Annotated in this window: 25 protein-coding genes and 2 tRNA genes; 5 read left to right on the top strand and 22 right to left on the bottom strand. The window is 67.1% G+C overall.

Annotated elements, in window-relative coordinates; genetic code table 11:
• Positions 1-23: 23 nt before the first annotated feature.
• On the bottom strand, positions 24-1,634 hold the full coding sequence (locus ACZZZQ_RS15070; RefSeq protein WP_463507857.1) for an ABC transporter substrate-binding protein: 1,611 nt from the start codon (positions 1,632-1,634) through the stop codon (positions 24-26).
• A gap of 201 nt (positions 1,635-1,835) precedes the next feature.
• Here ACZZZQ_RS15070 and valS point away from each other — a divergent pair, with 201 nt between their 5' ends.
• On the top strand, positions 1,836-4,430 hold the full coding sequence (valS, locus tag ACZZZQ_RS15065; RefSeq protein ID WP_463507856.1) for a valine--tRNA ligase: 2,595 nt from the start codon (positions 1,836-1,838) through the stop codon (positions 4,428-4,430).
• The gene (locus ACZZZQ_RS15060; protein WP_394194020.1) at positions 4,427-4,645 is read left to right on the top strand and encodes a hypothetical protein; all 219 of its coding nucleotides are present in this window, start codon (positions 4,427-4,429) and stop codon (positions 4,643-4,645) included. The genes valS and ACZZZQ_RS15060 overlap by 4 nt, the downstream gene beginning before the upstream one ends.
• A gap of 66 nt (positions 4,646-4,711) precedes the next feature.
• On the opposite strand, the gene ACZZZQ_RS15055 is transcribed toward ACZZZQ_RS15060, so the two are convergent.
• Both ACZZZQ_RS15055 and ACZZZQ_RS15050 read right to left on the bottom strand, forming a co-directional pair.
• Entirely contained in the window at positions 4,712-4,930 is a 219-nt protein-coding gene (locus tag ACZZZQ_RS15055; RefSeq protein ID WP_187249790.1) for a hypothetical protein, read from the bottom strand.
• Positions 4,927-5,550 (bottom strand): ArsR/SmtB family transcription factor, encoded by a 624-nt coding sequence (locus ACZZZQ_RS15050; protein ID WP_053096611.1) that lies wholly within the window; start codon positions 5,548-5,550, stop codon positions 4,927-4,929. The genes ACZZZQ_RS15055 and ACZZZQ_RS15050 overlap by 4 nt, the downstream gene beginning before the upstream one ends.
• A 155-nt stretch (positions 5,551-5,705) precedes the next feature.
• Here ACZZZQ_RS15050 and ACZZZQ_RS15045 point away from each other — a divergent pair, with 155 nt between their 5' ends.
• Positions 5,706-7,757 (top strand): M3 family metallopeptidase, encoded by a 2,052-nt coding sequence (locus ACZZZQ_RS15045; RefSeq protein ID WP_463507855.1) that lies wholly within the window; start codon positions 5,706-5,708, stop codon positions 7,755-7,757.
• A 22-nt stretch (positions 7,758-7,779) separates the two neighbouring features.
• On the opposite strand, the gene ACZZZQ_RS15040 is transcribed toward ACZZZQ_RS15045, so the two are convergent.
• The 11 genes from ACZZZQ_RS15040 to ACZZZQ_RS14990 all read right to left on the bottom strand — a co-directional run bounded on the left by ACZZZQ_RS15040 (position 7,780) and on the right by ACZZZQ_RS14990 (position 17,720).
• Entirely contained in the window at positions 7,780-8,316 is a 537-nt protein-coding gene (locus tag ACZZZQ_RS15040) for an NUDIX hydrolase (protein WP_056278925.1), read from the bottom strand.
• A complete protein-coding gene (gene clpX, locus ACZZZQ_RS15035; RefSeq protein WP_463507854.1) occupies positions 8,313-9,581 on the bottom strand; it encodes an ATP-dependent Clp protease ATP-binding subunit ClpX in 1,269 nt (422 codons plus the stop codon). The genes ACZZZQ_RS15040 and clpX overlap by 4 nt, the downstream gene beginning before the upstream one ends.
• Positions 9,582-9,754: 173 nt before the next feature.
• A complete protein-coding gene (locus ACZZZQ_RS15030; RefSeq protein ID WP_053096636.1) occupies positions 9,755-10,606 on the bottom strand; it encodes an aldehyde dehydrogenase family protein in 852 nt (283 codons plus the stop codon).
• A complete protein-coding gene (locus ACZZZQ_RS15025) occupies positions 10,603-12,045 on the bottom strand; it encodes an aldehyde dehydrogenase family protein (protein ID WP_053096638.1) in 1,443 nt (480 codons plus the stop codon). The genes ACZZZQ_RS15030 and ACZZZQ_RS15025 overlap by 4 nt, the downstream gene beginning before the upstream one ends.
• A 10-nt stretch (positions 12,046-12,055) precedes the next feature.
• Positions 12,056-13,057, bottom strand: coding sequence for a deoxyribose-phosphate aldolase (deoC, locus tag ACZZZQ_RS15020; protein WP_072591429.1), 1,002 nt, complete (start codon positions 13,055-13,057; stop codon positions 12,056-12,058).
• On the bottom strand, positions 13,054-13,989 hold the full coding sequence (locus tag ACZZZQ_RS15015) for a sugar-binding transcriptional regulator (protein WP_056278928.1): 936 nt from the start codon (positions 13,987-13,989) through the stop codon (positions 13,054-13,056). Before ACZZZQ_RS15015 ends, deoC begins: the two co-directional genes overlap by 4 nt.
• A 157-nt stretch (positions 13,990-14,146) precedes the next feature.
• Positions 14,147-14,788, bottom strand: a complete 642-nt coding sequence (locus ACZZZQ_RS15010; protein ID WP_042540774.1) for an ATP-dependent Clp protease proteolytic subunit — start codon at positions 14,786-14,788, stop codon at positions 14,147-14,149.
• A 20-nt stretch (positions 14,789-14,808) separates the two neighbouring features.
• Positions 14,809-15,405: an ATP-dependent Clp protease proteolytic subunit gene (locus tag ACZZZQ_RS15005; protein ID WP_053096644.1), complete on the bottom strand. Its 597-nt coding sequence runs from the start codon at positions 15,403-15,405 to the stop codon at positions 14,809-14,811.
• Positions 15,406-15,486: 81 nt separating this feature from the next.
• Entirely contained in the window at positions 15,487-15,996 is a 510-nt protein-coding gene (locus ACZZZQ_RS15000; protein WP_463507853.1) for a tetratricopeptide repeat protein, read from the bottom strand.
• A 67-nt stretch (positions 15,997-16,063) separates the two neighbouring features.
• Entirely contained in the window at positions 16,064-17,584 is a 1,521-nt protein-coding gene (tig, locus tag ACZZZQ_RS14995) for a trigger factor (RefSeq protein WP_463507852.1), read from the bottom strand.
• A gap of 62 nt (positions 17,585-17,646) precedes the next feature.
• Positions 17,647-17,720 (bottom strand) — tRNA-Pro (locus ACZZZQ_RS14990).
• Between the two features lie 109 nt (positions 17,721-17,829).
• Here ACZZZQ_RS14990 and ACZZZQ_RS14985 point away from each other — a divergent pair.
• Together ACZZZQ_RS14985 and ACZZZQ_RS14980 are read left to right on the top strand one after the other, a co-directional pair.
• Positions 17,830-17,903 (top strand) — tRNA-Gly (locus tag ACZZZQ_RS14985).
• Positions 17,904-17,985: 82 nt separating this feature from the next.
• Entirely contained in the window at positions 17,986-19,218 is a 1,233-nt protein-coding gene (locus ACZZZQ_RS14980; protein WP_463507851.1) for a hypothetical protein, read from the top strand.
• Between the two features lie 73 nt (positions 19,219-19,291).
• On the opposite strand, the gene ACZZZQ_RS14975 is transcribed toward ACZZZQ_RS14980, so the two are convergent.
• The 8 genes from ACZZZQ_RS14975 to rapZ all read right to left on the bottom strand — a co-directional run bounded on the left by ACZZZQ_RS14975 (position 19,292) and on the right by rapZ (position 25,840).
• On the bottom strand, positions 19,292-19,645 hold the full coding sequence (locus ACZZZQ_RS14975) for an RNA polymerase-binding protein RbpA (protein ID WP_042540778.1): 354 nt from the start codon (positions 19,643-19,645) through the stop codon (positions 19,292-19,294).
• Entirely contained in the window at positions 19,645-19,893 is a 249-nt protein-coding gene (secG, locus tag ACZZZQ_RS14970) for a preprotein translocase subunit SecG (protein WP_053096652.1), read from the bottom strand. The genes ACZZZQ_RS14975 and secG overlap by 1 nt, the downstream gene beginning before the upstream one ends.
• 81 nt (positions 19,894-19,974) lie before the next feature.
• The gene (gene tpiA, locus ACZZZQ_RS14965) at positions 19,975-20,766 is read right to left on the bottom strand and encodes a triose-phosphate isomerase (RefSeq protein ID WP_053096653.1); all 792 of its coding nucleotides are present in this window, start codon (positions 20,764-20,766) and stop codon (positions 19,975-19,977) included.
• Positions 20,757-21,971 (bottom strand): phosphoglycerate kinase, encoded by a 1,215-nt coding sequence (locus ACZZZQ_RS14960; RefSeq protein ID WP_463507850.1) that lies wholly within the window; start codon positions 21,969-21,971, stop codon positions 20,757-20,759. The genes tpiA and ACZZZQ_RS14960 overlap by 10 nt, the downstream gene beginning before the upstream one ends.
• Before the next feature lie 10 nt (positions 21,972-21,981).
• A complete protein-coding gene (gene gap, locus ACZZZQ_RS14955) occupies positions 21,982-22,992 on the bottom strand; it encodes a type I glyceraldehyde-3-phosphate dehydrogenase (RefSeq protein WP_053096657.1) in 1,011 nt (336 codons plus the stop codon).
• A 115-nt stretch (positions 22,993-23,107) separates the two neighbouring features.
• Positions 23,108-23,734 (bottom strand): superoxide dismutase, encoded by a 627-nt coding sequence (locus tag ACZZZQ_RS14950; RefSeq protein ID WP_042540783.1) that lies wholly within the window; start codon positions 23,732-23,734, stop codon positions 23,108-23,110.
• A gap of 187 nt (positions 23,735-23,921) precedes the next feature.
• Complete coding sequence (gene whiA, locus ACZZZQ_RS14945; protein WP_042540784.1) at positions 23,922-24,899, bottom strand: DNA-binding protein WhiA; 978 nt, start codon at positions 24,897-24,899, stop codon at positions 23,922-23,924.
• Positions 24,900-24,967: 68 nt separating this feature from the next.
• Positions 24,968-25,840 (bottom strand): RNase adapter RapZ, encoded by an 873-nt coding sequence (gene rapZ / locus ACZZZQ_RS14940; RefSeq protein WP_053096659.1) that lies wholly within the window; start codon positions 25,838-25,840, stop codon positions 24,968-24,970.
• Positions 25,841-25,848 lie beyond the last annotated feature (8 nt).

Genomic DNA, 25,848 nt, shown 5'->3' with positions numbered 1-25,848 from the left:
AAGGGTGCTCGACGACTCAGCGGTCAGCCGACGCTCACGTCGTAGAACAGCGGACGTCCGTACAGGTCGTAGTCGAGACCGCTGACCCGCTCGCCGACGGCGGTGATCGCCGAGGGGCTGTAGAGCGGGACGATGGCCGTGTACTCCGCATTCCACTCCTGCAGCTGCGTGTAGATGCTGTTGCGCTCGTCCTGGTCGCTGGAGGCGACGGCCTGGTCGAGCAGAGCGTCGATCTCCGGATCGGTGACCTGGGAGGCGTTCTGGAACCCCTCTGTGTGCAGGTGCGCACGGAGGAAGTCGGGGTCGACGCCGGAGAATCCCCAGTCCGTCAGGTCGAAGGTCTTCGGACCGTACTGCTCGTTGTAGGCGCCGGGCTCCAGCACCTCGCGCACGACCTCGAACCCGATCGCCTTGAGATCCGACTGGATGGCGTTCGCCAGGGCGGCCCGGTCGTCCGGCACAGGGGTCCATGCGATCCACCGCGCCGACAGACGCTTGCCGTCCTTCATGCGGATGCCGTCGCTGTCGCGCTCCGTCCAGCCGGCCTCGTCGAGGAGAGCGTTCGCCGCTGCTGCATCGAAAGGCCAGCTGTCCTCGAGGGAGGCGTCGTACCCGGGAGTCGTCGAGCCGAGCACGCTCCATGCTCGTGGGAACTGCCCGAAGAAGATCTCCTCGACGGCGGCGTCGACGTCGATGCCCCGAGCGAATGCCTGGCGCACCTTCTCGTCGGCGAAGACACCGTACTTCTCGTTGAGGTACAGCGAGTACGGCAGGCCGGGGTACTCGACCGAGTCCACGGTGATGCCGTCGCCGAGATCTCCCGCGAGGTTCGGGGGGATGTTGCTCGCGAGGTCCGCCTCGCCGCTCTGCACGACGCCGGTGCGCACGGAGGCCTCCGGCTGGATCTCGACGCGCAGCGTCTCGACCTCCGCCGCATCCTCGCCGTGCGGTCCCCAGGCGTAGTCATCGTTTCGGGTGTACACCAGCTCCTGATCGGGCGTGTACTCGGTGAGCACGAACGGACCGGTGCCGACCGTGACATCGGGCCCTCCGGCCTTCAGCTGGTCGGCGGACTCCGCCAGCACGGCCGGTGAGTAGAACCCGAGCTGCGGCGTGCTGGCCGCCTGCAGGAACGGCGCGTACGGCTGGGTGAAGCTGACCGTGACGGTGTGCTCGTCGACGACCTCCGTACCCGCGTAGAAGTCTGCTCCGAGCATCGACGCCGCCTGCGCCGACTCCGTCTCGGGGTCGACGATGCGGTCGAAGTTCGCCTTGACCGCCTCGGCGTCGAAGACCTCGCCGTCGGTGAACGTCACGTCGTCACGGAGGACGAAGGTGTACTCCGTGCTGTCGTCCGAGACGGTCCACTCCTTCGCCAGCCAGGGGCTGAACGAGCCGTCGTCCTCCTGGAAGACCAGCGAGTCGAGCACTGCCCGCTGCACCATGCCGGAGACGTCGAGCTGGCTCACCTGCGGATCCATGTGCCCGGCAGAGAGGTTCCCGCCCTCGATCGACCAGACGAGCTCTCCGCCGTCGGACTCGGAGGACGGCGCGGCGCAGGAGCTGAGCAGGAGGGCGCTCACGGCGACGGTGGCACCGAGCGGGATCGCGCGGCGCAGGAAGGTGATGGGCATGCTGTTCCTCGGGAGGGAAGGCGAAGGGACGCGGACGCGTCGTTTGTTGGACTGGATCCAATTCTAGAGCGTCCTCTTCACCCCCGGCGCTGCGCGGCAGGACCGGAACTCTGCACTGCCGCGGGCGATTAGACTGTGGGACACAATCCACACTCAGGCACGCTCACACAGTGCCGCATACATCGCTCGAGGAGAACCTTCATGTCCGCTATTCCCGACAAGCCCGCACTCGAAGGTCTCGAAGCGAAGTGGGGTGAGACCTGGTCCGAGCGGGGCACGTACCTGTTCGACCGCATCCGCGCCGCGGAGTCCGGCCGCGAGGGCGTCTACTCGATCGACACTCCCCCGCCGACCGCATCCGGAAGCCTGCACATCGGGCACGTCTTCTCGTACACGCACACCGATGTCAAGGCGCGCTTCGAGCGCATGCGCGGCAAGAACGTGTTCTACCCGATGGGGTGGGACGACAATGGACTGCCCACCGAGCGCCGCGTGCAGAACTACTACGGCGTGCGGTGCGACCCGACGCTCCCCTACCAGAGCGACTTCACCCCGCCGTTCGAAGGCGGCGACAACAGGTCCAGCCGCGCTGCCGACCAGGTGCCCATCAGCCGCCGCAACTTCATCGAGCTCTGCGAACGTCTGACGATCGAGGACGAGAAGCAGTTCGAGGCGCTGTTCCGCCAGCTCGGCCTCTCGGTCGACTGGACGCAGACCTACCGCACCATCTCCGACGACACGATCCGTCAGAGCCAGCTCGCATTCCTGCGCAACCTCGAGCGCGGCGAGGCCTATCAGTCGCTCGCTCCGACGCTGTGGGACATCGACTTCCGCTCGGCGATCGCCCAGGCCGAACTCGAGGATCGCGACCAGCAGGCCGCGTACCACACCATCGACTTCCCGTTCGCCGACGGATCCGGCTCGATCACGATCGAGACCACCCGCCCCGAGCTGCTTCCCGCGTGCATCGCGATCGTGACCCACCCCGAGGGCCCGCACAAGCACCTGATCGGCACGAAGGTGCGCACGCCCTTCTTCGGCGCCGAGATCGAGATCCACGGCCACCACCTCGCACAGCCCGACAAGGGCACCGGCGCCGCGATGGTCTGCACCTTCGGCGATGTGACCGACATCATCTGGTGGCGCGAGCTGCGCACGGCGGCGGGCGACCACCTCCCGAACATGACCACGATCGGCCTCGACGGACGTTTCCTCCCGACGGCGCCGTCGATCGTCGCCGACGCCGACGCGATCGACTGGTACACCGCCGAGCTCGCGGGCAAGACGGTGTTCTCCGCGCGCAAGGCCATCGTCGAGAAGCTGCAGGAGACCGGAGACATGACGGCCGTCGGCAAGCCGTTCAACCACGCCGTGAAGTTCTTCGAGAAGGGTGACCGCCCTCTCGAGATCGTCTCGACCCGCCAGTGGTACATCCGCAACGGCGCACGCGACGCGAACCTGCGCGACGAGCTGCTCGAGCGCGGAACGCAGCTGGCGTGGCACCCGGACTTCATGCGGGTTCGCTACGAGAACTGGGTCGGAGGTCTGACCGGAGACTGGCTCGTGTCGCGTCAGCGCTTCTTCGGCGTGCCGATCCCGCTCTGGTACGGCCTCGACGAGAACGGCGAGCGCGACTACGACCGCGTGATCGCTCCCGATCACGCCAGTCTCCCCATCGACCCGACGACCGACGTACCGGAGGGATACACCGAGGATCAGCGCGGCGTGGCCGGTGGTTTCGAGGCCGAGGCCGACATCCTCGACACCTGGGCCACCTCGTCGCTCACTCCGCAGCTCGCCGGTGGATGGCAGCGCGACGAGGAGCTGTGGCAGCTCACGGCACCGTTCGACCTGCGCCCGCAGGGACAGGACATCATCCGCACCTGGCTCTTCTCGACCATGTTGCGCTCGACCCTCGAAGACGGGCGCTCGCCGTGGCGCAACGCCGCGATCTCGGGCTTCATCGTCGACCCCGACCGCAAGAAGATGTCGAAGTCGAAGGGCAACGTCGTCACGCCGGCGGACATCCTCGAGACCCACGGATCGGATGCCGTGCGCTACTGGGCCGCCTCCAGCCGCCTGGGAATGGATGCCGCCTTCGACCCGCAGAACCCGACGCAGGTCAAGATCGGCCGCCGACTGTCGATCAAGGTGCTCAACGCGGCGAAGTTCGTGCTGTCGTTCCCGGTGCCCGAAGGCGCCCAGGTGACGCACGCCCTCGACGCCTCGATGCTGACAGGCCTCGACGCCGTGATCGCCGAGGCGACCAAGGCGTTCGAGAACTACGACCAGGCCAAGGCGCTGGAGGTCACCGAGGCGTTCTTCTGGACGTTCTGCGACGACTACCTCGAGCTCGTCAAGGAGCGCGCCTACAACCAGAACGACGTGGGCCAGGCCTCCGCGGCACTCGCACTGCGCCTGGCGCTGTCCACGCTGCTGCGCCTTCTCGCACCGATCCTCTCGTTCGCGACCGAAGAGGTGTGGTCGTGGTTCGAAGAAGGCTCGGTCCACACCGCCGCGTGGCCGGAACCTCTCGGCATCGCCGGTGACACGGCGGTGCTGTCGGCCGCGAGTGAGGCACTGATCGGCATCCGCCGCGCCAAGACCGAGGCGAAGGCATCGCAGAAGACTCCGGTATCTCGTGCCGCGATCGCGGCGCCCGCCGCCAAGCTCGACGCACTCCGCGCCGCAGCCGAAGATCTCAAAGCCGTCGGCCGCATCGCCGACCTCGAGTTCACCGAGGCCGACGAGTTCGCGGTCACCGCGATCGAGCTCGCTCCGGTCGAGGGGGCATGATGCAGCTGGGTACGCGGTGGGCCACCGGCTCGGAGCCGCCGGCATCCGTTCCCGCCGCGCTCCGGCCGGCGATCGCCGAGGTCGAATCCCGCGGCCTCACCGGACACTGGACGCTCACATGGCTCGAGGGCCGTGCGATCGCCGAGCTCGATGCGGGCTGGGAGGTCGTGCAGACCGGGGCCGGCGACGTGATCGCCCGCCCCTTCGAGGACTGACGAACTCTGATCAGAAAGCCCCCTGTCCGGAACTCCAGACAGGGGGCTTCGCTGCGTGTGGCGATGTCATCGACGAGGCAGGCCGAGCTGCGCGAGCATGTGGTCGACGGCGTGGGGATCCTGGCGTCTGGTCTGCTGCTCGCGCAGGAGATCCAGCGCGAGCGTCCGCTTCTCGGCCCGACGTTCGATGCGATGTTCCACGAAGGCCGTGAGCAGACCGGCGAGGCCGAGCAGCCTGCGCTCAGTGCGCGTCGGGGCGACGAGTCGGATGGTCGCGCTGGTCATGATTCCTCCGTCTTCGAGTCGGCGGCATCCGCGAGCACAGCACCGGAGGCCGGCAGGTCGAAGAGCTCGGTGCGCAGCGACACCCGGCGCACATCCGGCCCGGTCTGGCCGCGGAATCGCTCGACCGCGCTGTCGACCACCGCCATGAGCTCATCCTTGAGACCCGCCATCTGCGAGGGGGTCATCTCGAGCAGAGTCGTGGCGATCAACCCGGTGTCCTTCCAGCCCTCGGGCACGTCCGTGTCCGGCCGATTCACGTAGGACATCAGGGTCTCGTGGCGAAGTCGGAAGAACTCGGACGAGACGATCTGCGCCGCGGCTCGATTCGCCGGTGACATGCTCTGACTGGGACCGGGGATGTCGATGCGTCCTTCGGGAAGCTCCCACCAGCGCTCTCGGGCCGTGCCGCGGCCCTCGACCTCGTGGATGAGGTCGTGCGCCGAGAGCGTTCGCAGGTGATAGCTGGTCGACCCGGACGTCTCGCCCAGCATCGAGGCGAGCGAACTCGCCGTCTGCGGCCCGTGAGTGCTGAGCAGGTCGAAGATCCTCACACGCAGCGGGTGAGCGAGGGCTTTGAGCGCCCCCGCGTCGAGGCGTCGCAACTGCAGTTCGTCTTCCATACCGTCGACGGTACTCTTGCAAAGACTTCTTTGCAAGCTAATCTTTGCAAATTAATCTTTGCACGCGTCTGCGTCATACGGCCAGAGCCCGTGCCGTCACGGACGCCGCCGCCGGGAAGCGAGTCCCTGTAGCGGGTGATGGCTAGGCTCAGAGGATGACCGACGTCGCGAATCCCCTGCTTCAGCCGTCCACGCTCCCCTACGGTCTTCCCGACTTCGCTGCCATCAGGCCCGAGCACTACCTGCCGGCATTCCAGGCCGCGTTCGACGAGCACCTCCGAGAGATCGCCCGGATCACGATGGTGCGCTCGATGCCCACCTTCGAGAACACGATCGAGGCGCTGGAGCGCTCAGGAGAGCTGCTCGACCGCGTCGCGCACGCGTTCTACACCGTGACCTCGGCCGATGCGACGCCGGAGATCCAGGAGATCGACGAACAGCTCGCTCCTCTCATGGCGGCCCATCAGGATGCCATCACTCTCGACGCTGCGCTGTACTGGCGCGTCCAGCAGGTGCACTCGCACCTCGACGATCTCGAGCTCGATGATGAGCAGCGGTACCTCGTCGAACGGCACCACCGCGAGATGACCCACGCGGGCGCGGCCCTCGGCGACGAGGCGAAGAGCAGACTCACCGCCCTGAACCAGCAGCTGTCGACGCTGAACAACACCTTCGAGCGCAACCTCCTCAACGACACGAACGACCTCGCGGTGGTGTTCGACTCGCCCGAGGAGCTCGCGGGCCTCAGCAGCGGTGAGCTCTCCGCAGCGGCTCGCTCGGCGGCGGATCGCGGCCTCGACGGACGCTTCGTCATCTCCCTCCCGCTGTTCACCGGGCATCCGTACCTGGCGCAGCTCCGCGATCGCGAGTCGCGTCGCCGCATCCTGGCGGCCTCGCAGTCGCGCGCGTCGCGTAACAACGGGAACGACAATCGTCCCGTGCTCGCCGAGATCGTGCGCCTCCGCGCCGAGCGCGCGGCACTGCTCGGCTATGCCTCGCACGCCGCGTACGTGACGGCAGATGAGACGGCCGGCACGCCGGACGCGGTCGAGCGGATGCTGCGCGATCTCGCGGCGCCATCTGCGCGCAACGCGCGAGCCGAGAAGGAAGCCCTGCAGGCGATCGTCGACGAGACCGAGGCGACGCCCTTCGCGGTCGAGGCGCACGACTGGGCTTTCTACACGGAGAAGGTGCGGACCGCCCGATACGCGATCGACACGAGCGCGCTCCGTCCGTGGTTCGAGGCCGAGCGGGTCCTGAAGGACGGCGTGTTCTTCGCTGCGACGAAGCTCTACGGGGTGACGTTCGCAGAGCGCCGGGACCTCCGGGCCTACCACCCGGGTGCGCGTGTGTTCGAGGTGAGGGACGCGGACGGGAGCGCGGTCGGACTGTACGTGCTCGATCTCTATACCCGCGACTCGAAGCGCGGTGGCGCCTGGATGAATCCGATCGTGAGCCAGTCGCGCCTGCGCGGGACGCTGCCCGTGGTGGTCAACAACCTCAACGTGGCGCTCCCCGGAGAGGGAGAGCCCACGCTGCTCACCCTCGACGAGGTCACGACGCTCTTCCACGAGTTCGGCCACGCTCTGCATGGCCTTTTCGCCGTCGTCACCTACCCGCACTTCTCCGGAACGAACGTCTTCCGCGACTTCGTGGAGTTCCCGAGTCAGGTGAACGAGATGTGGATCCTATGGCCCGAGGTCCTCGACAACTATGCCCGGCATCATGAGACGGGAGAGCCGCTCGACCCCGCGATCGTCGAACGACTGCGCGCGACGGAGACGTTCAACCAGGGCCACGACACGAGCGAATACCTCGCAGCCGCCTGGCTTGACCAGGCATGGCATCGCGTGAGCACGCAGACGGAGATCCTCGACGTGGCCGACTTCGAGGCCGCCGCCCTCGCCGACATCGGACTCGACGATCCTGCCGTGCCGACCCGCTACTCGTCGACCTATTTCGCACACGTCTTCTCGGGCGGATACAGCGCCGGCTACTACTCCTACATCTGGAGTGAGGTTCTCGACGCGGACACCGTCGAGTGGTTCCGCGAGAAGGGCGGACTCACCCGCGAGAACGGCGACCGGTTCCGCTTCCGTCTCCTCGGCGTCGGAGGGTCCAAGGATCCGCTCGACGCCTACCGCGATTTCCGCGGGCGCGATGCAGAGATCGCACCGCTCCTGAAGCGGCGCGGACTCGAGGCGTGATCAGGTCGCACGCCGCGTGACCTCAGCGGTCGAGCAGCTCCATCGCCTTGTACCAGGTGAGCTGGTGGTAGCTCTGCGCGAGGTGATCGCCGAGGCCGTCGAGAGACACGACGTGCACGGCGATCGCCTCGCTCTCATCGAGCGACTGCTCGGTGACTCGCACGCAGCCCCGCGCGAGGAAGTGATGCACCCGGTTGGTGTGGCTGCCGAAGTTGGCCCAGGTGGGACCGAGGTCGATCATCTCGTCGGGCTCGTACCCGGTCTCCTCGCGCAGCTCGCGGATGGCGGCCGCTTCCGGTGACTCGCCGGCCTCCAGACCGCCACCGATCGTCCCGACCGCGACGATTCCTGCACCATGGCGATACTCGTCGACGACGATCGCGTGGCCATCCCGATCGACGGCGAGCACCGAGATCCAGTCGCCGTATTCGAGCACGTAGTACGGAGCGATCGAGTGTCCTCGCTCGTCGACGCAGTCATCCGCGCGCACGCGGATCCAGCGGTCTGCATGCACCAGCTTGCTGTCGACCACCCGCCAGGGCGAGGGAGCGGAACTCACGCGCTCTTGCGCTTGCGCTCCATCACGATCGTCGGCGGAGCGCCCTCGTCGACGGCCGCCTGGGTGACGATGACCTTGGCGACGTCTTCGGCCGAGGGGATCTCGAACATGATCGGACCGAGCACGTCTTCGAGGATGGCCCGCAGTCCGCGAGCGCCGGTCTTGCGCTCGACGGCGAGGTCGGCGATCGAACGGAGCGCGCCCTCTTCGAATTCGAGCTGAACGCCGTCGAGTTCGAACATGCGCTGGTACTGCTTGACGAGTGCGTTGCGCGGACCCGTGAGGATGTCGATGAGCGCATCCTGGTCGAGCGGAGACACCGATGTCACGACCGGAAGACGACCGATGAACTCGGGGATCAGACCGAACTTGTGCAGGTCCTCCGGAAGCACCTCGCTGAACAGGTCGAGGTCCTTGCCCTTGTCGTGCAGCGGAGCACCGAAGCCGATTCCGTACTTGCCGACGCGTGCCGACACGATGTCCTCGAGGCCCGCGAACGCGCCAGCGACGATGAACAGCACGTTGGATGTGTCGATCTGGAGGAACTCCTGGTGCGGGTGCTTGCGCCCACCCTGCGGGGGCACCGATGCGACCGTTCCCTCGATGATCTTCAGCAGGGCCTGCTGGACGCCCTCACCTGAGACATCGCGGGTGATCGAGGGGTTCTCCGCCTTGCGGGCGATCTTGTCGACCTCGTCGATGTAGATGATGCCCTGCTCTGCGCGCTTGACGTCGTAGTCCGCCGCCTGGATGAGCTTGAGCAGGATGTTCTCGACATCCTCGCCGACGTAGCCGGCCTCGGTGAGCGCCGTGGCGTCCGCGACAGCGAACGGCACGTTGAGCTTCTTCGCGAGGGTCTGGGCGAGGTAGGTCTTGCCGCATCCGGTCGGCCCGATGAGCAGGATGTTGCTCTTCGCGATCTCGACGCTCTCGGCCTTCTGCTCGGCCGTCTGGAGGGTGCCGTGCGCGCGGATCCGCTTGTAGTGGTTGTACACCGCGACGGCCAGTGCCTTCTTGGCTGGCTCCTGTCCGACGACGTACTCCTCGAGGAAAGAGAAGATCTCGCGCGGCTTGGGGAGTTCGAAGTCCGCCGTGCCGTCGGCGGAGGACTCGGCCATCCGCTCCTCGATGATCTCGTTGCACAGCTCGACGCACTCGTCGCAGATGTACACACCGGGTCCTGCGATGAGCTGCTGCACCTGCTTCTGGCTCTTTCCGCAGAATGAGCACTTGAACAGGTCAGCGCTTTCGCCGATACGGGCCATGCGCGTCCTCCTAGGGGGGATCCTGAGATCGTCTACTGAGCCTAACCGCTGCATCCGACACCGGGACGCATTGGCGCGGCGTCGTACATCTCGAGTCCGTATCGCCCGTCCGCGTCTGCACGACGAAGCCCGCCTCCTCGGTGCGGGGAGACGGGCTTCGTGATGCTCGAACGTCAGACGAGGCTCTTGGTGTGCCAGACGGTCTTGACCTCGGTGAAGGCGCCGATGCGCTCCGGAGACGCGGTGACCGCGCCGGGAGTCAGCACGCGCTTGAGCGTCTCGGCGGCGGCGATCTGCATGTCGATCCACTCGAGATCGCCGGCACCGGCCAGATCGAGCGCATTGACGTCCTGGTGCGAGGCGAGCCAGGGCGCCATCTCGGCGGGAGACCCGGTGAGCACGTTGACGACGCCCCCGGGCACATCGCTCGTGGCGAGCACCTCAGCGAGGCTGATGGCCGACAGCGGGAACCGCTCGCTCGCGATCACGACGACCGTGTTGCCTGCGACGAGCGCAGGAGCCACGACCGAGACAAGACCGAGCAGCGCGGAGTCCTGCGGTGCGACGATCGCGACCACGCCGGTCGGCTCCGGCACCGAGATGTTGAAGTACGGACCCGAGACCGGGTTCGCGTTGCCCGCGACCTGCGCGTACTTGTCGCACCAGCCGGCGTACCAGACCCAGAGGTCGATCGCCTCGTCGACCTGCGCGGCGGCGGCGGACGTGGAGACGCCCTCCTGCGCGGCGATCTCGTCGATGAACTGCGCGCGGCGACCCTCGAGGACCTCGGCGACCCGGTACAGCACCTGCCCGCGGTTGTATGCGGTGGCGCCGGACCACCCCTTCACGGCGGCACGTGCGGCCACGACGGCGTCCCGTGCGTCCTTGCGCGAGCCCTGGGCGGCGTTCGCGAGGAATGCCCCCTTCGCCGACAGCACCTCGTAGGTGCGGCCGGACTCGCTGCGCGGGAAGGCGCCGCCGATCGCCAGCTTGTAAGTCTTCGGAACGGTCAATCGCTTGCTCATGCGGAGGCCCCCTTCAGGTATGCGGTGAGACCCTGACGTCCGCCTTCACGGCCGTATCCGGACTCCTTGTAGCCGCCGAACGGACTCGACGGGTCGAATCGGTTGAACGTGTTCGCCCAGATGACACCGGCACGCAGACGGTCGGCGACCGCGAGGATGCGCGAGCCCTTGTCCGACCAGATGCCGGCGGAGAGGCCGTACGGCGTGTTGTTCGCCTTGGCGATCGCCTCGGCCGGCGTACGGAACGTCAGCACCGACAGGACGGGCCCGAAGACCTCGTCGCGGGCGATGCGATGTGACGCCTCGACACCGGTGAAGATCGTCGGAGCGAACCAGAACCCCTTGTCGGGGATCGCGCAGTCCGCGGTCCAGCGCTCTGCGCCCTCGGCCTCGCCGATGTCGCTCAGCTCACGGATGCGGGCGAGCTGTGCCGCCGAGTTGATCGCGCCGATGTCGGTGTTCTTGTCGAGCGGGTCGCCGAGGCGCAGCGTCGACAGGCGGCTCTTCAGGCGATCGATGACCTCGTCATGGATCGACTCCTGCACGAGCAGTCGGCTTCCGGCGCAGCACACATGCCCCTGATTGAAGAAGATGCCGTTCACGATGCCCTCGACGGCCTGGTCGATCGGCGCGTCATCGAACACGATGTTGGCGGCCTTGCCGCCGAGCTCGAGCGTGACCTTCTTGTCGGTCCCCGCGACGGCCCGTGCGATGTCGCGGCCGACACCGGTCGAACCCGTGAAGGCGACCTTGTCGACGTCGGGGTGACGCACGAGCGTGGCCCCCGTGGAACCGGCACCCGTGATGATGTTGACGACACCGGCCGGCAGATCCGCCTGCTGCAGGATCTCTGCGAAGATCAGCGCCGTCAGCGGCGTGGTCTCCGCAGGCTTGAGCACCACGGTGTTGCCTGCCGCCAGAGCAGGAGCGAGCTTCCACGCGAGCATCAGCAGCGGGAAGTTCCAGGGGATGATCTGCCCGGCCACGCCGAGCGCACGCGGGTTGGCGCCGAGTCCGGCGTAGTCGAGCTTGTCAGCCCACCCCGCGTAGTAGAAGAACCAGGAGGCGACGAGAGGCACGTCGACATCGCGGCTCTCCTTGATCGGCTTCCCGTTGTCGAGGCTCTCGGCGACCGCGAGCTCGCGAGCCCGCTCCTGCACGAGACGTGCGATGCGGAAGAGGTACTTGCCGCGATCGCGGCCGCTCATCTTCGACCAGGTCTTCTCGTAGGCGCGACGCGCGGCGGCGACCGCCCGGTCGACGTCCGCGTCGCTCGCCGAGGCGATCTCGGCGATGTGGCTCTCGTCAGCCGGCGAGATCGTCGCGAAGCTCGAGCCCGATCCGTCGACGAACTCGCCGTCGATGAACAGTCCGTAGCTGTCCTTGAGGTTGAGTACTGCTTTCGACTCCGGTGCCGGAGCGTATTCCAGGAATGACATATGCGGGCTCCTAGTCGATCGTGACGTAGTCGGGGCCGGAGTAGTGGCCGGTGGTGAGCTTCTGGCGCTGCAGCAGCACGTCGTTCAGCAGGCTCGAGGCGCCGAAGCGGAACAGGTGCGGCTGGAGCCATTCCTCCCCCACGGTCTCGGCGACCGTCACGAGGTACTTCACCGCATCCTTCGACGCGCGGATCCCGCCGGCGGGCTTGACGCCGATGCGCTCTCCCGTACCCCGGTGCCAGTCGCGCACTGTCTCGAGCATGAGCAGCGTCGTCGGCAGCGTCGCCGCCGGCTGCACCTTCCCGGTGGAGGTCTTGATGAAGTCGCCCCCGGCGAGGATGCCGAGCCACGATGCGCGCTTGATGTTGTCGTAGGTGTTGAGCTCGCCGGTCTCGAGGATCACCTTGAGCGAGGCGTATGAACCGTCGGCACGACGACATGCCTCTTTCACCTGGGCGATCTGGTCGTACACGAGTCCGTATCGGCCCGAGAGGAACGCTCCTCGGTCGATGACCATGTCGATCTCGTCGGCGCCGGCCGCGACCGCTTCGGCGGTGTCGGCCAGCTTGATGGCCAGCGAAGAACGTCCGCTGGGGAACGCGGTGGCGACCGCGGCGACCGAGATGAGTCCGTCGTCCGGATCGCCGTGCAGAGCTCCGAGCGCCTCGACCGCGTCGCCGACCATGTCGCCGTACACGCAGACGGCGGCGACCCGGGGGGTCGTCGGGTCGGCGGCATCCGGATTCTTCGCCTTGGCGACCAACGAGCGCACCTTGCCCGGCGTGTCGGAGCCTTCGAGGGTGGTGAGGTCGATCAGCTTGATGATCGTGTCGAGTGCCCAGGCCTTCGACGTGGTCTTGATCGAACGCGTGCCGAGTGCGGCCGCGCGCTGCTCCAGGCCGACGGCGTCGACCCCCGGGAGTCCGTGCAGGAACCGGCGGAGCGTGGCGTCATCCGGCTCACCGCCGAGAACGTCCACCGCCGATCTGCGGCTGAGTTCTTGGGTCGTCATCGTTCCTCCAACAATGCTCGTGCTGTGGTCTCATCTGTCACCAGAACGCTGCACAGGCCGCTGGTCACGACTGTGCGCGCGATGTCATGCTTGGCGTCACCGGCGGTGACGAAGATCGAGCGCTTCGCGGCGCGCAGGCGCCCGAGGTCGACTCCGACCGTCCGGGCGTCGAGCTGCGGGTCGACGATGTTGCCGTCGGCGTCGATGTACCGCCCGAGGACGTCGCCCACGGCACCACGGCGCGCGAGCTCTTCGACATCGGATGCCGAGAGGTAGCCGTTCTCGACATGCGCGGAGGTCGCATCGCAGGGCCCCGCGGTGAACAGGAACGCCTGCGCTTCGGCCGCTTCGACGAGGACGGCCGCGACGGTGCGGTCGGCTTCGATCGCCTGCTTGGTCTCGACGCGTTCGAGGATCGCCGGGCTCGGCAGGAGGGACACGTGTCCGGATGCACGCTGGGCGATGGTGACGGCGAGGCCCGCGGCTCCGCCGGAACGGCGGTTGAGGCTCACTCCCCCGTTGAGCTGCACGACGGTGACGCCGGTCGCCCATCCTTCGGGCAGCGACTCTGCGACGGCGCGCAACGTACGCCCCCAGCTGACGCCGAGCGTGCGGGGCACCGGCCGCATCGCGGTGAGGTAGTCGGCCGCGGCCTGGGCGACCCGCTCGAGGGTCCCGTCATCGCCGTCCGGGGAGGGAACGACGACGGCAGCCGTGAGGCCGTGCCGTTCGACGAGCTGGCGCTCGAGTCCGAGTCGGCGCGCACGCGGGTGCACGATCTCGATGCGGACGATGCCACGCTCTCTGGCCTGTGTGAGAAGGCGCCCCACCTTCCAGCGGGACAGCTTGAGGAGGGCGCCGATCTCGTCCTGCGTCTTGTCCTCGTCGTAGTACAGCTCGGCGACGCGGACCATGATCAGTTCTTCTTCCATGGCATCCTCCTTCCGTCTCCAGCATACGTCCGCGGCACCGTTCGCGCACCCTGATGCTCGTATGAGCAATCACGCTTCCAGTGGTCGCACATTCGCCGGAGACGACGAAAGGACGCCGACCCTGAAGGGCCGACGTCCTCTCACCATGGAGATGCGATCACATGCGCTTGCGCGAGGTGAGCACCTGGTCGACGATGCCGTAGTCCAGCGCCTCAGCGGCGGACAGGATCTTGTCACGGTCGATGTCGCGGTTGACCTGCTCGACGGACTTGCCCGTGTGACGAGCCATGGTCTCCTCGAGCCAGGTGCGCATGCGCAGGATCTCTGCCGCCTGGATCTCGATGTCGGATGCCTGGCCGTGCCCCGCCTCGCCCATCGCCGGCTGGTGCATGAGCACACGGGCGTTGGGCAGAGCCAGGCGCTTGCCGGGGTGACCGCCTGCGAGCAGCACCGATGCGGCCGAAGCCGCCTGGCCGAGCACCACGGTCTGGATCTGCGGCGCGACGTACTGCATCGTGTCGTAGATCGCCGTCATCGCGGTGAACGAACCACCGGGCGAGTTGATGTACATGGTGATGTCACGCTCGGAGTCCTGGCTCTCGAGAACGAGCAGCTGCGCCATCACGTCGTCGGCCGACGCATCGTCGACCTGGACGCCGAGGAAGATCACTCGATCTTCGAACAGCTTGTTGTAGGGGTCCTGGCGCTTGAAGCCGTATGCCGTGCGCTCCTCGAACTGAGGAAGCACGTAGCGGCTGGAGGGCAGATCGCCGGCAGAGCGGAAGGTGGGTGCGTACATGAGAGTCCTTTCGCTTTCCGTTACTTGATGTCCTGGTCGGTTCCGCCGCCACCGATGACGTCGGTGGCCGAGTCGCGGATGTGATCGACGAAGCCGTACTCGAGCGCCTCGTCGGCGGTGAACCAGCGGTCGCGGTCACCGTCTTCGTTGATCTGCTCGACCGACTTGCCGGTCTGCGCCGCGGTGATCTCGGCGAGGCGGTTCTTCATCGAGGTGATCAGCTGCGCCTGCGTCTGGATGTCGCTCGACGTTCCGCCGAAGCCACCGTGCGGCTGGTGCAGCAGCACGCGGGCGTTGGGCGTGATGTAGCGCTTGCCCTTCGTGCCCGCGGTCAGCAGCAGCTGACCCATCGATGCGGCCATGCCGATGCCCACGGTGACGATGTCGTTCGGGACGAACTGCATCGTGTCGTAGATCGCCATGCCCGCGGTGATCGATCCACCGGGCGAGTTGATGTAGAGGTAGATGTCCTTCTCGGAGTCCTCTGCGGCGAGAAGGAGGATCTTCGCGCAGATCTCGTTCGCATTGTCGTCGCGCACCTCCGATCCCAGCCAGATGATGCGGTCTTTCAACAGTCGGTCGAAGACGCTCGTAGCGAGGAGGGGTTCTGCAGCCATGTCAGCTCCTGATTCCGTGTTTCAGTGATTCGAATCTACCGGCGACAACGCAGCGCTCAGGCCGTGTTCGCCGTCGGCATATCAGGCGTCGAGTTCCGCGATCTCGTGTGCGTACGCGGTCATCGAGCGGTGGTACCGCGGCAGGTGCGGCACGAGTGCGAGGAGAGCGACCGACAGGCCCCGCGCCGGGCGTCCGGAACTCGCCAGGATCAGCGAGTGGACCGTCGCCACGGCATCCCGGTAGGGGCCGTCCGCCGAGAGCTCCTCCTCCGCACGGATGACGGCGAGGGCATCGTCGTACTCGCCCAGATTGCGCAGTGAACTCGCCAGCTGGATCACGCACTGCGGGCGGTGCTCGTCGTCGAGACCCAGTGCGAGCGCACGCCGGTAGAGTTCGACTGCCTCGGCGGGGCGGCCGGCCGAATCACGTGCCCCGGCGCGCTCGAACTCCGCGCGGGCGTCATCGACGCCGCGCTCGGCGGCCAGCGCGTCGATCCGGGCGATCGTCTGGTCTCCGACCTCTTCGCCGGACGCGTCGTCCCACACCTCGTCGATGCGTTCGTCCCAGGTCTTCATGGTCTCCTCGTTCATCTGCTCTCCCCGCTGACGCGAAAGGGGCGGATGCCGCAGCATCCGCCCCTCATGAGATCGTGTCCGATCACTCCGCCTTGTCGGCAGCCTTCTTGGCCGGAGCCTTCTTGGCTGCGGGCTTCTTCGCGGCCGGCTTCTCAGCGGCCTCCGCGTCGTCGGCCTTCTTCGCGGGCGCCTTCTTCGCAGCGGGCTTCTTCGCGGCCGGCTTCTCAGCGGCGTCAGCGTCGTCGGCCTTCTTCGCGGCAGCCTTCTTCGCGGGAGCCTTCTTGGCCGGCTTCTCGTCGGCAGTCGTCTCGGACTCGGCCTCGTCGTCGGTCACGACGAAGTCGGACAGATCGACGGGCTTGCCGTTCGTGTCGACGACCTTGACCTTGCCCAGGGCGATCGCGAGGGCCTTGTTGCGGGCAACCTCTCCGACGAGCGCCGGAAGCTGGTTCGACGACTGCAGAGCCTCGACGAACTCCTGGGGAGCCATGCCGTACTGCGAGGCGGACTGGATGAGGTACTGCGAGAGCTCCTCCTGCGAGACCTGCACGTCAGCCTGCTCGGCGATCGTGTCGAGCAGAACCTGCGTGCGGAACTGCTTCTCACTGGCCTCGGTGACCTCGGCGCGGTGCACGTCGTCCTCGAGGCGGTTCTCACCCTCGAGGTGGTTGTGCACCTCGTCCTCGATGAGCTTCGGCGGCACGGGGATGTCGATCTGCTCGAGCAGCGTCTCGACGAGCTTGTCGCGAGCCGCGGACCCCTGCGTGAAGACGCCCTGCTGCGAGACGCGCTCGGCGAGGCTCGCGCGGAGCTCGGCGATCGTGTCGAACTCGCTGGCGATCTGCGCGAAGTCGTCGTCGGCCTCGGGGAGCTCGCGCTCCTTGACCGCCTTGACGGTGACGGAGACCTCAGCCTCGGAGCCGGCGTGGTCGCCGCCCACGAGCGCAGAGCGGAACGTGGTGTCCTCACCTGCGGTGAGGGATTCGATCGCGTCGTCGATGCCCTCGAGCAGCTCGCCCGAGCCGACCTCGTAGGAGACGCCCTCGGCGCGGTCGATCTCCGCACCGTCGATCGTGGCGACCAGGTCGAGCTCGACGAAGTCGCCCTTCGCGGCGGGACGGTCGACGGGAACGAGCGTTCCGAAGCGCGCGCGCAGGTTCTCGAGCTCTGCGTCGAGCGCGGCGTCGTCGGCCTCGACGGCGTCGACCGTCAGGGTGATGCCGTCGAATGCCGGGACCTCGATCTCGGGACGCACGTCCACCTCGATGTCGACCAGGAGGTCGCCCGAGAAGTCCTTCTCGTTCGGCCACTGGGTGATGTCGGCGGCCGGACGTCCGACGACGCGGAGCTTGTGCTCGACGGTCGCGTCGCGGAAGAACTTGTCGAGGCCCTCGTTGACCGCGTGCTCGATGACCGCGCCACGACCGATGCGCTGGTCGATGATCGGAGCGGGGACCTTGCCCTTGCGGAAGCCGGGGATCTGGACGTCCTGAGCGATGTGCTCGTAGGCGTGCGCGATGCTGGGCTTGAGGTCGTCAGGGGTGACCGTGATGCTGAGCTTGACCCGGGTCGGGGTCAGCTTCTCGACGGTGCTGTTCGCCATTCTGGTGTGCTCTCCTTGTGATTTCCGCGCTGAATCGCGGCTGTCAGGCCGTTGAAGCCATGTCGGGGCGACAGGAGTTGAACCTGCGACCTCCCGCTCCCAAAGCGGGCGCTCTACCAAACTGAGCTACGCCCCGGGGAATCCGCATGCAGATTCAGCCCCACCGAGTCTAACGGACACGAGCACCTCCGTCAGTCCGCTATGATCGATGAGTCGGCACAGTCCTCCCGGAGGCAGCTGGCAACGGGGCTGTAGCTTAGTGGTAAAGCCTCTGTCTTCCAAACAGATGATGCGAGTTCGATTCTCGTCAGCCCCTCCACTCGAGAAAGGCCCCCGCGATGCGGGGGCCTTTCTCGTCCCCGGGGGTTCTCGCACCGGACGGCTCACTGATTAGAGTCATCATGAGCCGGTTCCCCACGGAGGTCCCCCCGCATGACTGCATCCGTCGACGTGGCCACCTCCCCCGCCGGAGGCCACGCACTCCCCCGCACTTCGCCAGCACCGACGACGCAGCGCCGAAGCGCCGAGGACGGCGCATCGGGTTCATGCTGGGCGCTGCGGGAGTCCTGGTCGCGGCGGCCGTCGGCGTGCTCCAGGTCACCGCAAGCCTCGGATACGACGGGGCACGCGCCGAGTTCGACGCAGCAGCGGCCTCGGCTCGCGACAGCGCGACGACGGTCCAGCAGGAGCTCGACACGCTCACATCCGTCACCGATGTCGCTGATCTGCTGAAGACGGCCGATACCGGCGTGCTCACCGTGCCCTCCGCGAGGGACGCGCTCACGACGGCGTCGACGGATGCCGATGAAGCAGCCGGCCCGGCGAAGGAACTGCTCACCGAACCGCTGCCTTCGGCGGATTCCAAGCCGTCGGCGTTCTGGGAGCTCTTCGCAGCATCCGATCAGCTCGCCGTCGACGCCGGCGACCTGGACGACCTGGCTGCCGACCTCGACGCGGCGACACCTGCGATGACCGCCGCCAGTGCCGAAGTGACCGAGGCCGGCGTGGCCCTCCTGCGCTCGGCGGCCGACGCAGCCCCGGCTTTCGAGTCGGCACACCTCTCGGCCAAGAACGACGCCGTCATCGCCCTGCGCGATGCGGCGTCGCGAGTACCCGACACCATGCTCCTCGATGTGACGGCGGTCGAATCACTGGTGTCCATGCAGGACGCCGCAGGACAGGTCGTGGCGACCGAACAGGCCGAACTCGCCGAGAAGGCGGGACCGCTGCAGGGCGATCGCCTCGAGATCGAGGCGTTCGCCCGGTCGCTCGCACCCGGGGTGCTGCTCGAGTTCGACTGGAACCAGATCGTCAACAACGCCGGTTCCAACGGCAGCATGGGAGGCCTCACGACCTGGTGGTGGGACGATCCCGACCGCGCCGCCATCGAGCTGTCGAACTCGGTCGCCGAGCAGTGGCCGGCGGACCGGAGCAAGGCTCTCATCGCCCACGAGGTCGGCCACGCGATCAGCGTGAAGTGCGAGGACATGTACGACTCGTCGACGCAGGACAGCATCGAGAAGTGGGCCACGGCGTGGGCGATCAGCATGGGCTTCACCGACGATGCCAACGGCGTCTGGGCGTACGGCTACCCACCTCAGTCCTACATCGACGCCGCGTACGGGTGCCGGTGAGCACGTCCGCCTGGTACGAGAGAAGCCGCCGCGATCGGATCGCGGCGGCTTCTGTCAGGAGATCAGATCGAGGTCACTGACCCCGACGCTCACGCAGCTGGGTGAGCGCATCTTCGAGAAGCTGGACGGCTTCTGCGTCGGTGCGACGCTCCTTCACATACGCGAGATGCGTCTTGTAGGGCTCCGGCTTCGCGAGGGCAGGCGGGTTGGCCTTGTCGCGACCCGCCGGAAGACCGGACTGCGGGTGGTCGATCGTCTCGGGGATCTCCTCTTCAGGGAGCCCCGCGGCGAAGTAGCGGACCGTCTCGTTGCCGAGACCGTCCCAGTACGAGACCGCGATGCGGTCGGCGTGGTAGCCGTGGTCCTGCTCGCCCATGGGGCCGGAACCCACTCGGGTCCCTCGGATCGCGTTGCCGCCGGTAGCCATCAGATCACCTCGAACTTCGTGATGAGACCGAGCGCCACGATCGACACGAACCACGCCAGAGCGAGGATGACCGTGAAGCGATTGAGATTGCGCTCAGCGAGACCCGACGAGCCGACAGCTGACGTCATGCCTCCACCGAACATGTCGGAGAGGCCGCCACCGCGACCCTTGTGGAGGAGGATGAGGAGAGTCAGCAGGACGCTGGTTATGCCCAGCACCACCTGCAGGACGAACTCGAGAATTTCCACGAGGAAGAGCCTTTCGCTGGGGCAGGATTGCCCCGGTAACGGTCAAGTATACGGTGCGGCGGGGCCGGAGCCCCGCCACACTCACACGCCGACGTGCTTCTCGAAGCGGATGATCGCGGCGAACTCGTCGACCACGAGGCTCGCGCCTCCGACGAGTGCGCCATCGACATCAGGCTCGCGCATGAAGCTGGCGATGTTGGCCGCCTTGACCGATCCGCCGTACAGGATCCGGGTGCGCGCCGCAGCGTCGTCGCCGAGAACCTTGGCGATCACCGTGCGCAGCGCAGCGCAGACATCCTGCGCCTGCTGCGGCGTCGCCGCCTGTCCGGAGCCGATGGCCCAGACCGGCTCGTACGCCACGACGATGTCCGCATCCTTCGACAGACCCTGCAGAGCGGCCTCCAGCTGCCCCGCGGGCACCGCGCTGGCCCCGAACTTCTCGAGATCCTCAGCCGTCTCCCCGACGCAGATGACGGGCGACAGACCGTGCTTCAGCGCGGCCTTCGTCTTGGCCGCGACGACGTCATCGGACTCCGCGTGGTATTCACGGCGCTCCGAGTGACCGATGATCACGTACTTCGCATCCAGCTTCGCCAGGAAGGCTCCCGAGATCTCGCCGGTGTAGGCGCCGGAGTCGTGAGCCGAGAGGTCCTGCGCGCCGAGGGCGAACGGGATCTTGTCGGCGTCGATGAGCGTCTGCACGCTGCGGATGTCGGTGAAGGGCGGGAAGACCGCAACCTCGACCGAGCCGTCCTCGTGCTTGGCATCCTTGAGCGTCCAGTGCAGCTTCTGCACGAAGGCGACCGCCTGCAGGTGGTCGAGATTCATCTTCCAGTTTCCCGCGATCAGCGGGGTACGGGTGTTCACACCCATCCGAGCACCTCCAGGCCGGGTAGTTTCTTGCCCTCGAGGAACTCGAGGCTTGCGCCGCCGCCGGTCGAGATGTGACCGAACTGGTCGTCGGTGAAACCGAGCTGACGCACGGCCGCGGCCGAGTCCCCGCCGCCGACGACGCTGAGGCCGTCGACCTCGGTGAGCGCCTGCGCAACGGCCTTGGTGCCGCCGGCGAAGGCTGGGAACTCGAACACGCCCATCGGGCCGTTCCAGAACACCGTCTTCGACCCACGGATGACCTCCGCGAACCGCGCTGCCGTCTCCGGGCCGACGTCCAGGCCGATGCCCGAGGAGCCGAACGCGGTGCTCTCGATGGCGTCGGCAGCGGTGACCTCGTGCTCCGCATCAGCGGAGAACGAGGATGCGACGACGACATCGGTCGGGAGCACCAGCTCCACACCGCGCTTCTCGGCCTCGGCGATGTAGCCGCGGACCGTCTCGAGCTGGTCCTCTTCGAGGAGGCTGGACGCCACCGCGTGACCCTGCGCCTTCAGGAAGGTGAACAGCATACCGCCGCCCACGAGGATGCGATCCACGCGCGGCAGCAGGTGCGAGATGACTCCGAGCTTGTCGCTGACCTTCGACCCGCCGAGGACGACCGCGTACGGGCGCTCGGGGTTCTCGGTGAGACGGTCGAGCACGTCCAGCTCGGCTGCGATGAGTAGACCGGCGGCCGACGGCAGCAGCTCGGCGAGGTCGTAGACGCTCGCCTGCTTGCGGTGCACGACACCGAAGCCGTCGGAGACGAGGACGTCTCCGAGCTCTGCCAGCTGAGCCGCGAAGGCGCCGCGCTCGGCGTCGTCCTTCGAGGTCTCCCCCGGGTTGAACCGCAGGTTCTCGATGACGACGATGCCGCCGTCCTCGAGCGAGGCCACGGCCTCCTGCGCCGACTCGCCGACGGTGTCGCGAGCGAACGCCACCGGCTTGCCGAGCAGCTCGGACAGCCGCTGGGCGACCGGCGCGAGACTGTACTGCGGGTCGGGCGCACCGTCGGGGCGGCCGAGGTGCGAGCACACGATGACGCGGGCGCCCGCGTTGATCAGTGCGTTGAGGGTAGGCAACGAGGCGCGGACACGGCCATCGTCCGTGATGATCCCATCCCGCAGGGGGACGTTGAGATCACAACGGACGATGACGCGCTTGCCCTCGAGCGAACCCAGTGAATCCAGGGTGCGCAGAGTCATGGGAGGTGTCTCAGAGACGCTCTGCCACGTACTCGGTCAGGTCGACGAGACGGTTGGAGTAGCCCCACTCGTTGTCGTACCAGCTGGAGACCTTGACCAGGTTGCCGCTGACGTTGGTCAGCGTGGCGTCGAAGATCGACGAGTGCGGGTTGTGCACGATGTCGCTCGAGACGATCTGGTCTTCGTTGTACTGCAGGAAACCGGCGAGGCGTCCGTCGGCAGCAGCCTTCTTGTACGCCTCGTTGACCTCTTCGACCGTGAGGTTCTCGCGGTCGGTGATCAGCGTGAGGTCGACGATCGAGCCGGTGGGAACCGGAACGCGGTACGACGAGCCGCTCAGCTTGCCCTGGAGCTCGGGCAGAACCTCGCCGATCGCCTTCGCGGCACCGGTCGACGCCGGGGTGATGTTGATCGCTGCGGCGCGTGCACGACGCAGGTCGCTGTGCGGACCGTCCTGCAGGTTCTGGTCTGCCGTGTAGGCGTGAGCCGTCATCATGAAGCCACGGTCGATGCCGAAGGCGTCGTTGAAGACCTGGGCCAGCGGGGCGAGGCAGTTGGTCGTGCAGGAGGCGTTGGAGATGATGTGATCCGTCTCCGGGTTGTACGTGTCCTCGTTCACGCCCATGACGAACGTGCCGTCGACGCCGGTGCCGGGAGCCGAGATGAGGACCTTCTTGGCCCCTGCCTCGATGTGCTTCTTGGCCAGCTCGGCCTTGGTGAAGAAGCCGGTCGACTCGATGACGATGTCGACGCCCAGCTCGCCCCACGGGAGGCCGGCGGGGTCGCGCTCGGCGAACGCCTTGATGGCCTTGCCGTTGACCGTGATGCTCTCGTCGTCGTAGCTGATGTCAGCATCGAGGACGCCGCCCACGGAGTCGTACTTCAGAAGGTGGGCAAGGGTCTTGTTGTCGGTGAGGTCGTTGACAGCGACGATCTCGATGTCCGCTCCCTGCGCGAGAGCCGCGCGGAAGTAGTTGCGTCCGATACGGCCGAAGCCGTTGATACCGATCTTGACAGACACTCAGGTCTCCCTGTTTCTCGTGCGCTGTGCGCAGCAATCGTGCGTGCGCGGTGCGCGGGGGTTTTTGGCTGAGATGGCGTCCCGACGAGACTTGGCCCGTCGGGACGCGACCCGATTACGACAGTACCAGCAGGCCGTTCGTCTTCTCGCGGGCGACCTCGAAGCGCTGGGCGACGTTCTCCCAGTTGGCGATGTTCCACGCGGCCTTCACGTAGTCGGCCTTGACGTTGAGGTAGTCGAGGTAGAAGGCGTGCTCCCACATGTCGAGCTGGAACAGCGGCACGGTGCCCTGTGCCGTGTTCGACTGCTGGTCGAACAGCTGCTGGATGATCAGGCGCTGGCCGATCGAGTCCCAGCTGAGGACGGACCATCCGGAGCCCTGGATTCCGAGGGCGTTCGCGGTGAAGTGCGCCTGGAACTTCTCGAAGGAACCGAAGAACTCGTCGATGGCTGCCTTGAGCTCGCCCTCGGGCTGTCCGCCGCCGGTCGGCGAGAGGTTGGTCCAGAAGATGGAGTGGTTGACGTGACCGCCGAGGTTGAACGCGAGGTCCTTCTCGAGCTTGTTGACGTTCGCCAGGTTGCCGCTGTCGCGCGCCTCGGCGAGCTGCTCGAGGGCGGTGTTGGCGCCGGCGACGTAGGTCGCGTGGTGCTTGTCATGGTGCAGCTCCATGATCTTGCCGCTGATGTGCGGCTCGAGGGCTGCGAAGTCGTAGGGAAGGTCGGGGAGCGTGTAGGTCGCCATGTCGCTTTCATCCAATCCGCGCCGCGCCGCGGCGCTTGCCGATCCTCTGCGCCGCCGATGTGCGACGTAGAGCGGACGTAACTCATCCTAGTGACGACAACGCGTCGCCGACCCTGATCCTTCCCCCATATGACGAAGCGAGGCGACCCCTTGACAGGGATCGCCTCGCTGATGTCGTTCGCTGTGGTCAGACGTCGAGACCCGCGGGCACGGCTGCTTCCGTTCCCGGGATGCCCTCCTGCTGGGCACGCTTGTCCGCCATCGCCAGAAGACGGCGGATGCGGCCGGCGACGGCGTCCTTGGTCATGGGCGGATCAGCGTGGTGACCCAGCTCGTCGAGGCTCGCGTCGCGGTGCGCGAGACGCAGCTCGCCCGCGACCTTGAGGTGGTCGGGCACCTCGTCGGCGAGGATCTCCAGGGCCCGCTCGACGCGCGCGCAGGCGGCGACGGCGGCCTGCGCGGAGCGACGGAGGTTGGCATCGTCGAAGTTGACGAGACGGTTGACGCCCGCACGCACCTCGCGACGCTGGCGCATCTCCTCCCAGGCGACCGCGGTCTTCTGAGCACCCATCTCGCTGAGGATGGTGCGGATCGCCTCGCCCTCACGCACGACGACGCGCGGCATGCCTCTCACCTCGCGCGCCTTGGCGGCGACACCCAGGCGATGCGCCGCGCCCACGAGTGCCATGGCGGCCTCGGATGACGGGCAGGCGACCTCGAGCATGGCCGATCGGCCGGGTTCGCTCAGCGTTCCCGCGGCGAGGAACGCACCCCGCCAGAGACCGGCCACTTCAGCGCGAGAGCCAGTGGTGAGACGGTTGGGGAGTCCGCGGACCGGACGCCGACGCTGGTCGAGCAGACCGGTCTGGCGTGCGAGGGTCTCCCCCGAGGCGATGACCCGGACAGCCCATCGCGCGCCGTCATTCGCCGTGCTCGACTGCACCTGTGCGATCTCCGGTCGGACTCCGTAGATCTCGGCGAGGTCGCGCGCGACACGCTGCGCGAGGATCTCGGCATCCACCTCCGCCTCGACGGCGACCCGCCCGGCGATGGAGTGCAGTCCGCCGGCGAACCGGAGGATCGAGGTGACCTCCGCGACACGCACCGTCGGGGGTGCATTACGGATGCTGACCAGCTCAGCCTTGACGTCGGTCGTTAGTGCCACGACACTCCTCTACGCTCACGCGCCGGATCGCGGCGCAAACCTCCAGCCTACTCTGACGGAGGCTCTTGCTATTCCCTGCCGAGGTCCCGGTGACGCACGTTGACGGCCACTCCCGGCACGGAGGCGAGCCGACGGGCCAGCTCCTCCGCCATGGCCACGGAGCGGTGCTTTCCGCCGGTGCAGCCGATCGCGACGGTCGAATGGCTCTTGTTCTCGCGCTGATACCCCTCGAGCACCGGAGTGAGTGCCGCCGAATACGAATCGAGGAACTCGGCGGCGCCCTCGCGTGACAGCACGTAGTCCCTGACGGACTCGTCCTGACCGGTCAGGCCCCGCAGCTCTTCGTTCCAGAACGGGTTCGGGAGGAAGCGCATATCCGCGACCAGGTCGACGTCGGTCGGGAGACCGTACTTGAAACCGAAGCTCATGAGCGTCACACGATGCCTCGCTGCGCCCGCTTCCGAGAAGAGGTCGGAGACCTGGGTGGCGAGCTGATGGATGTTGAGTGCGGAGGTGTCGACCACGAGATCGGCCGATTCGCGGATCGGCGCCAGTCGCTGGCGCTCGACGCGGATGCCGTCGAGCAGAGTGCCGTCCCCCTGCAGCGGGTGGGGTCGGCGAACCGCCTCGAACCGACGCACGAGCACATCGTCCGACGCGTCCAGGAACAGCACGCGGACGGAACCACGCGATCTCAGCGCCCTCGCGACGCCCGGGAAGTCGTCGAAGAGGTTGCGCCCGCGAACGTCGACCACCGCTGCGACCTTCGGCAGAGCGTCACCGCCCATGTCCGTGAGGTCGAGCAGCGGTCGGAGGATCTGCGGCGGCAGGTTGTCGACCACGTACCAGCCGAGGTCCTCGAGTGCGTTGGCTACCGTCGTGCGCCCTGCGCCCGACATGCCCGTGACGATGAGGAACTCGCCTTTGTCCCCGTCAGTCATGGTTACTC

The organism is Microbacterium sp. AC132, assembly GCF_979258525.1.
Note: the sequence above shows the minus strand (reverse complement) of the source record. Positions and strands in the feature narration are given on the sequence as shown.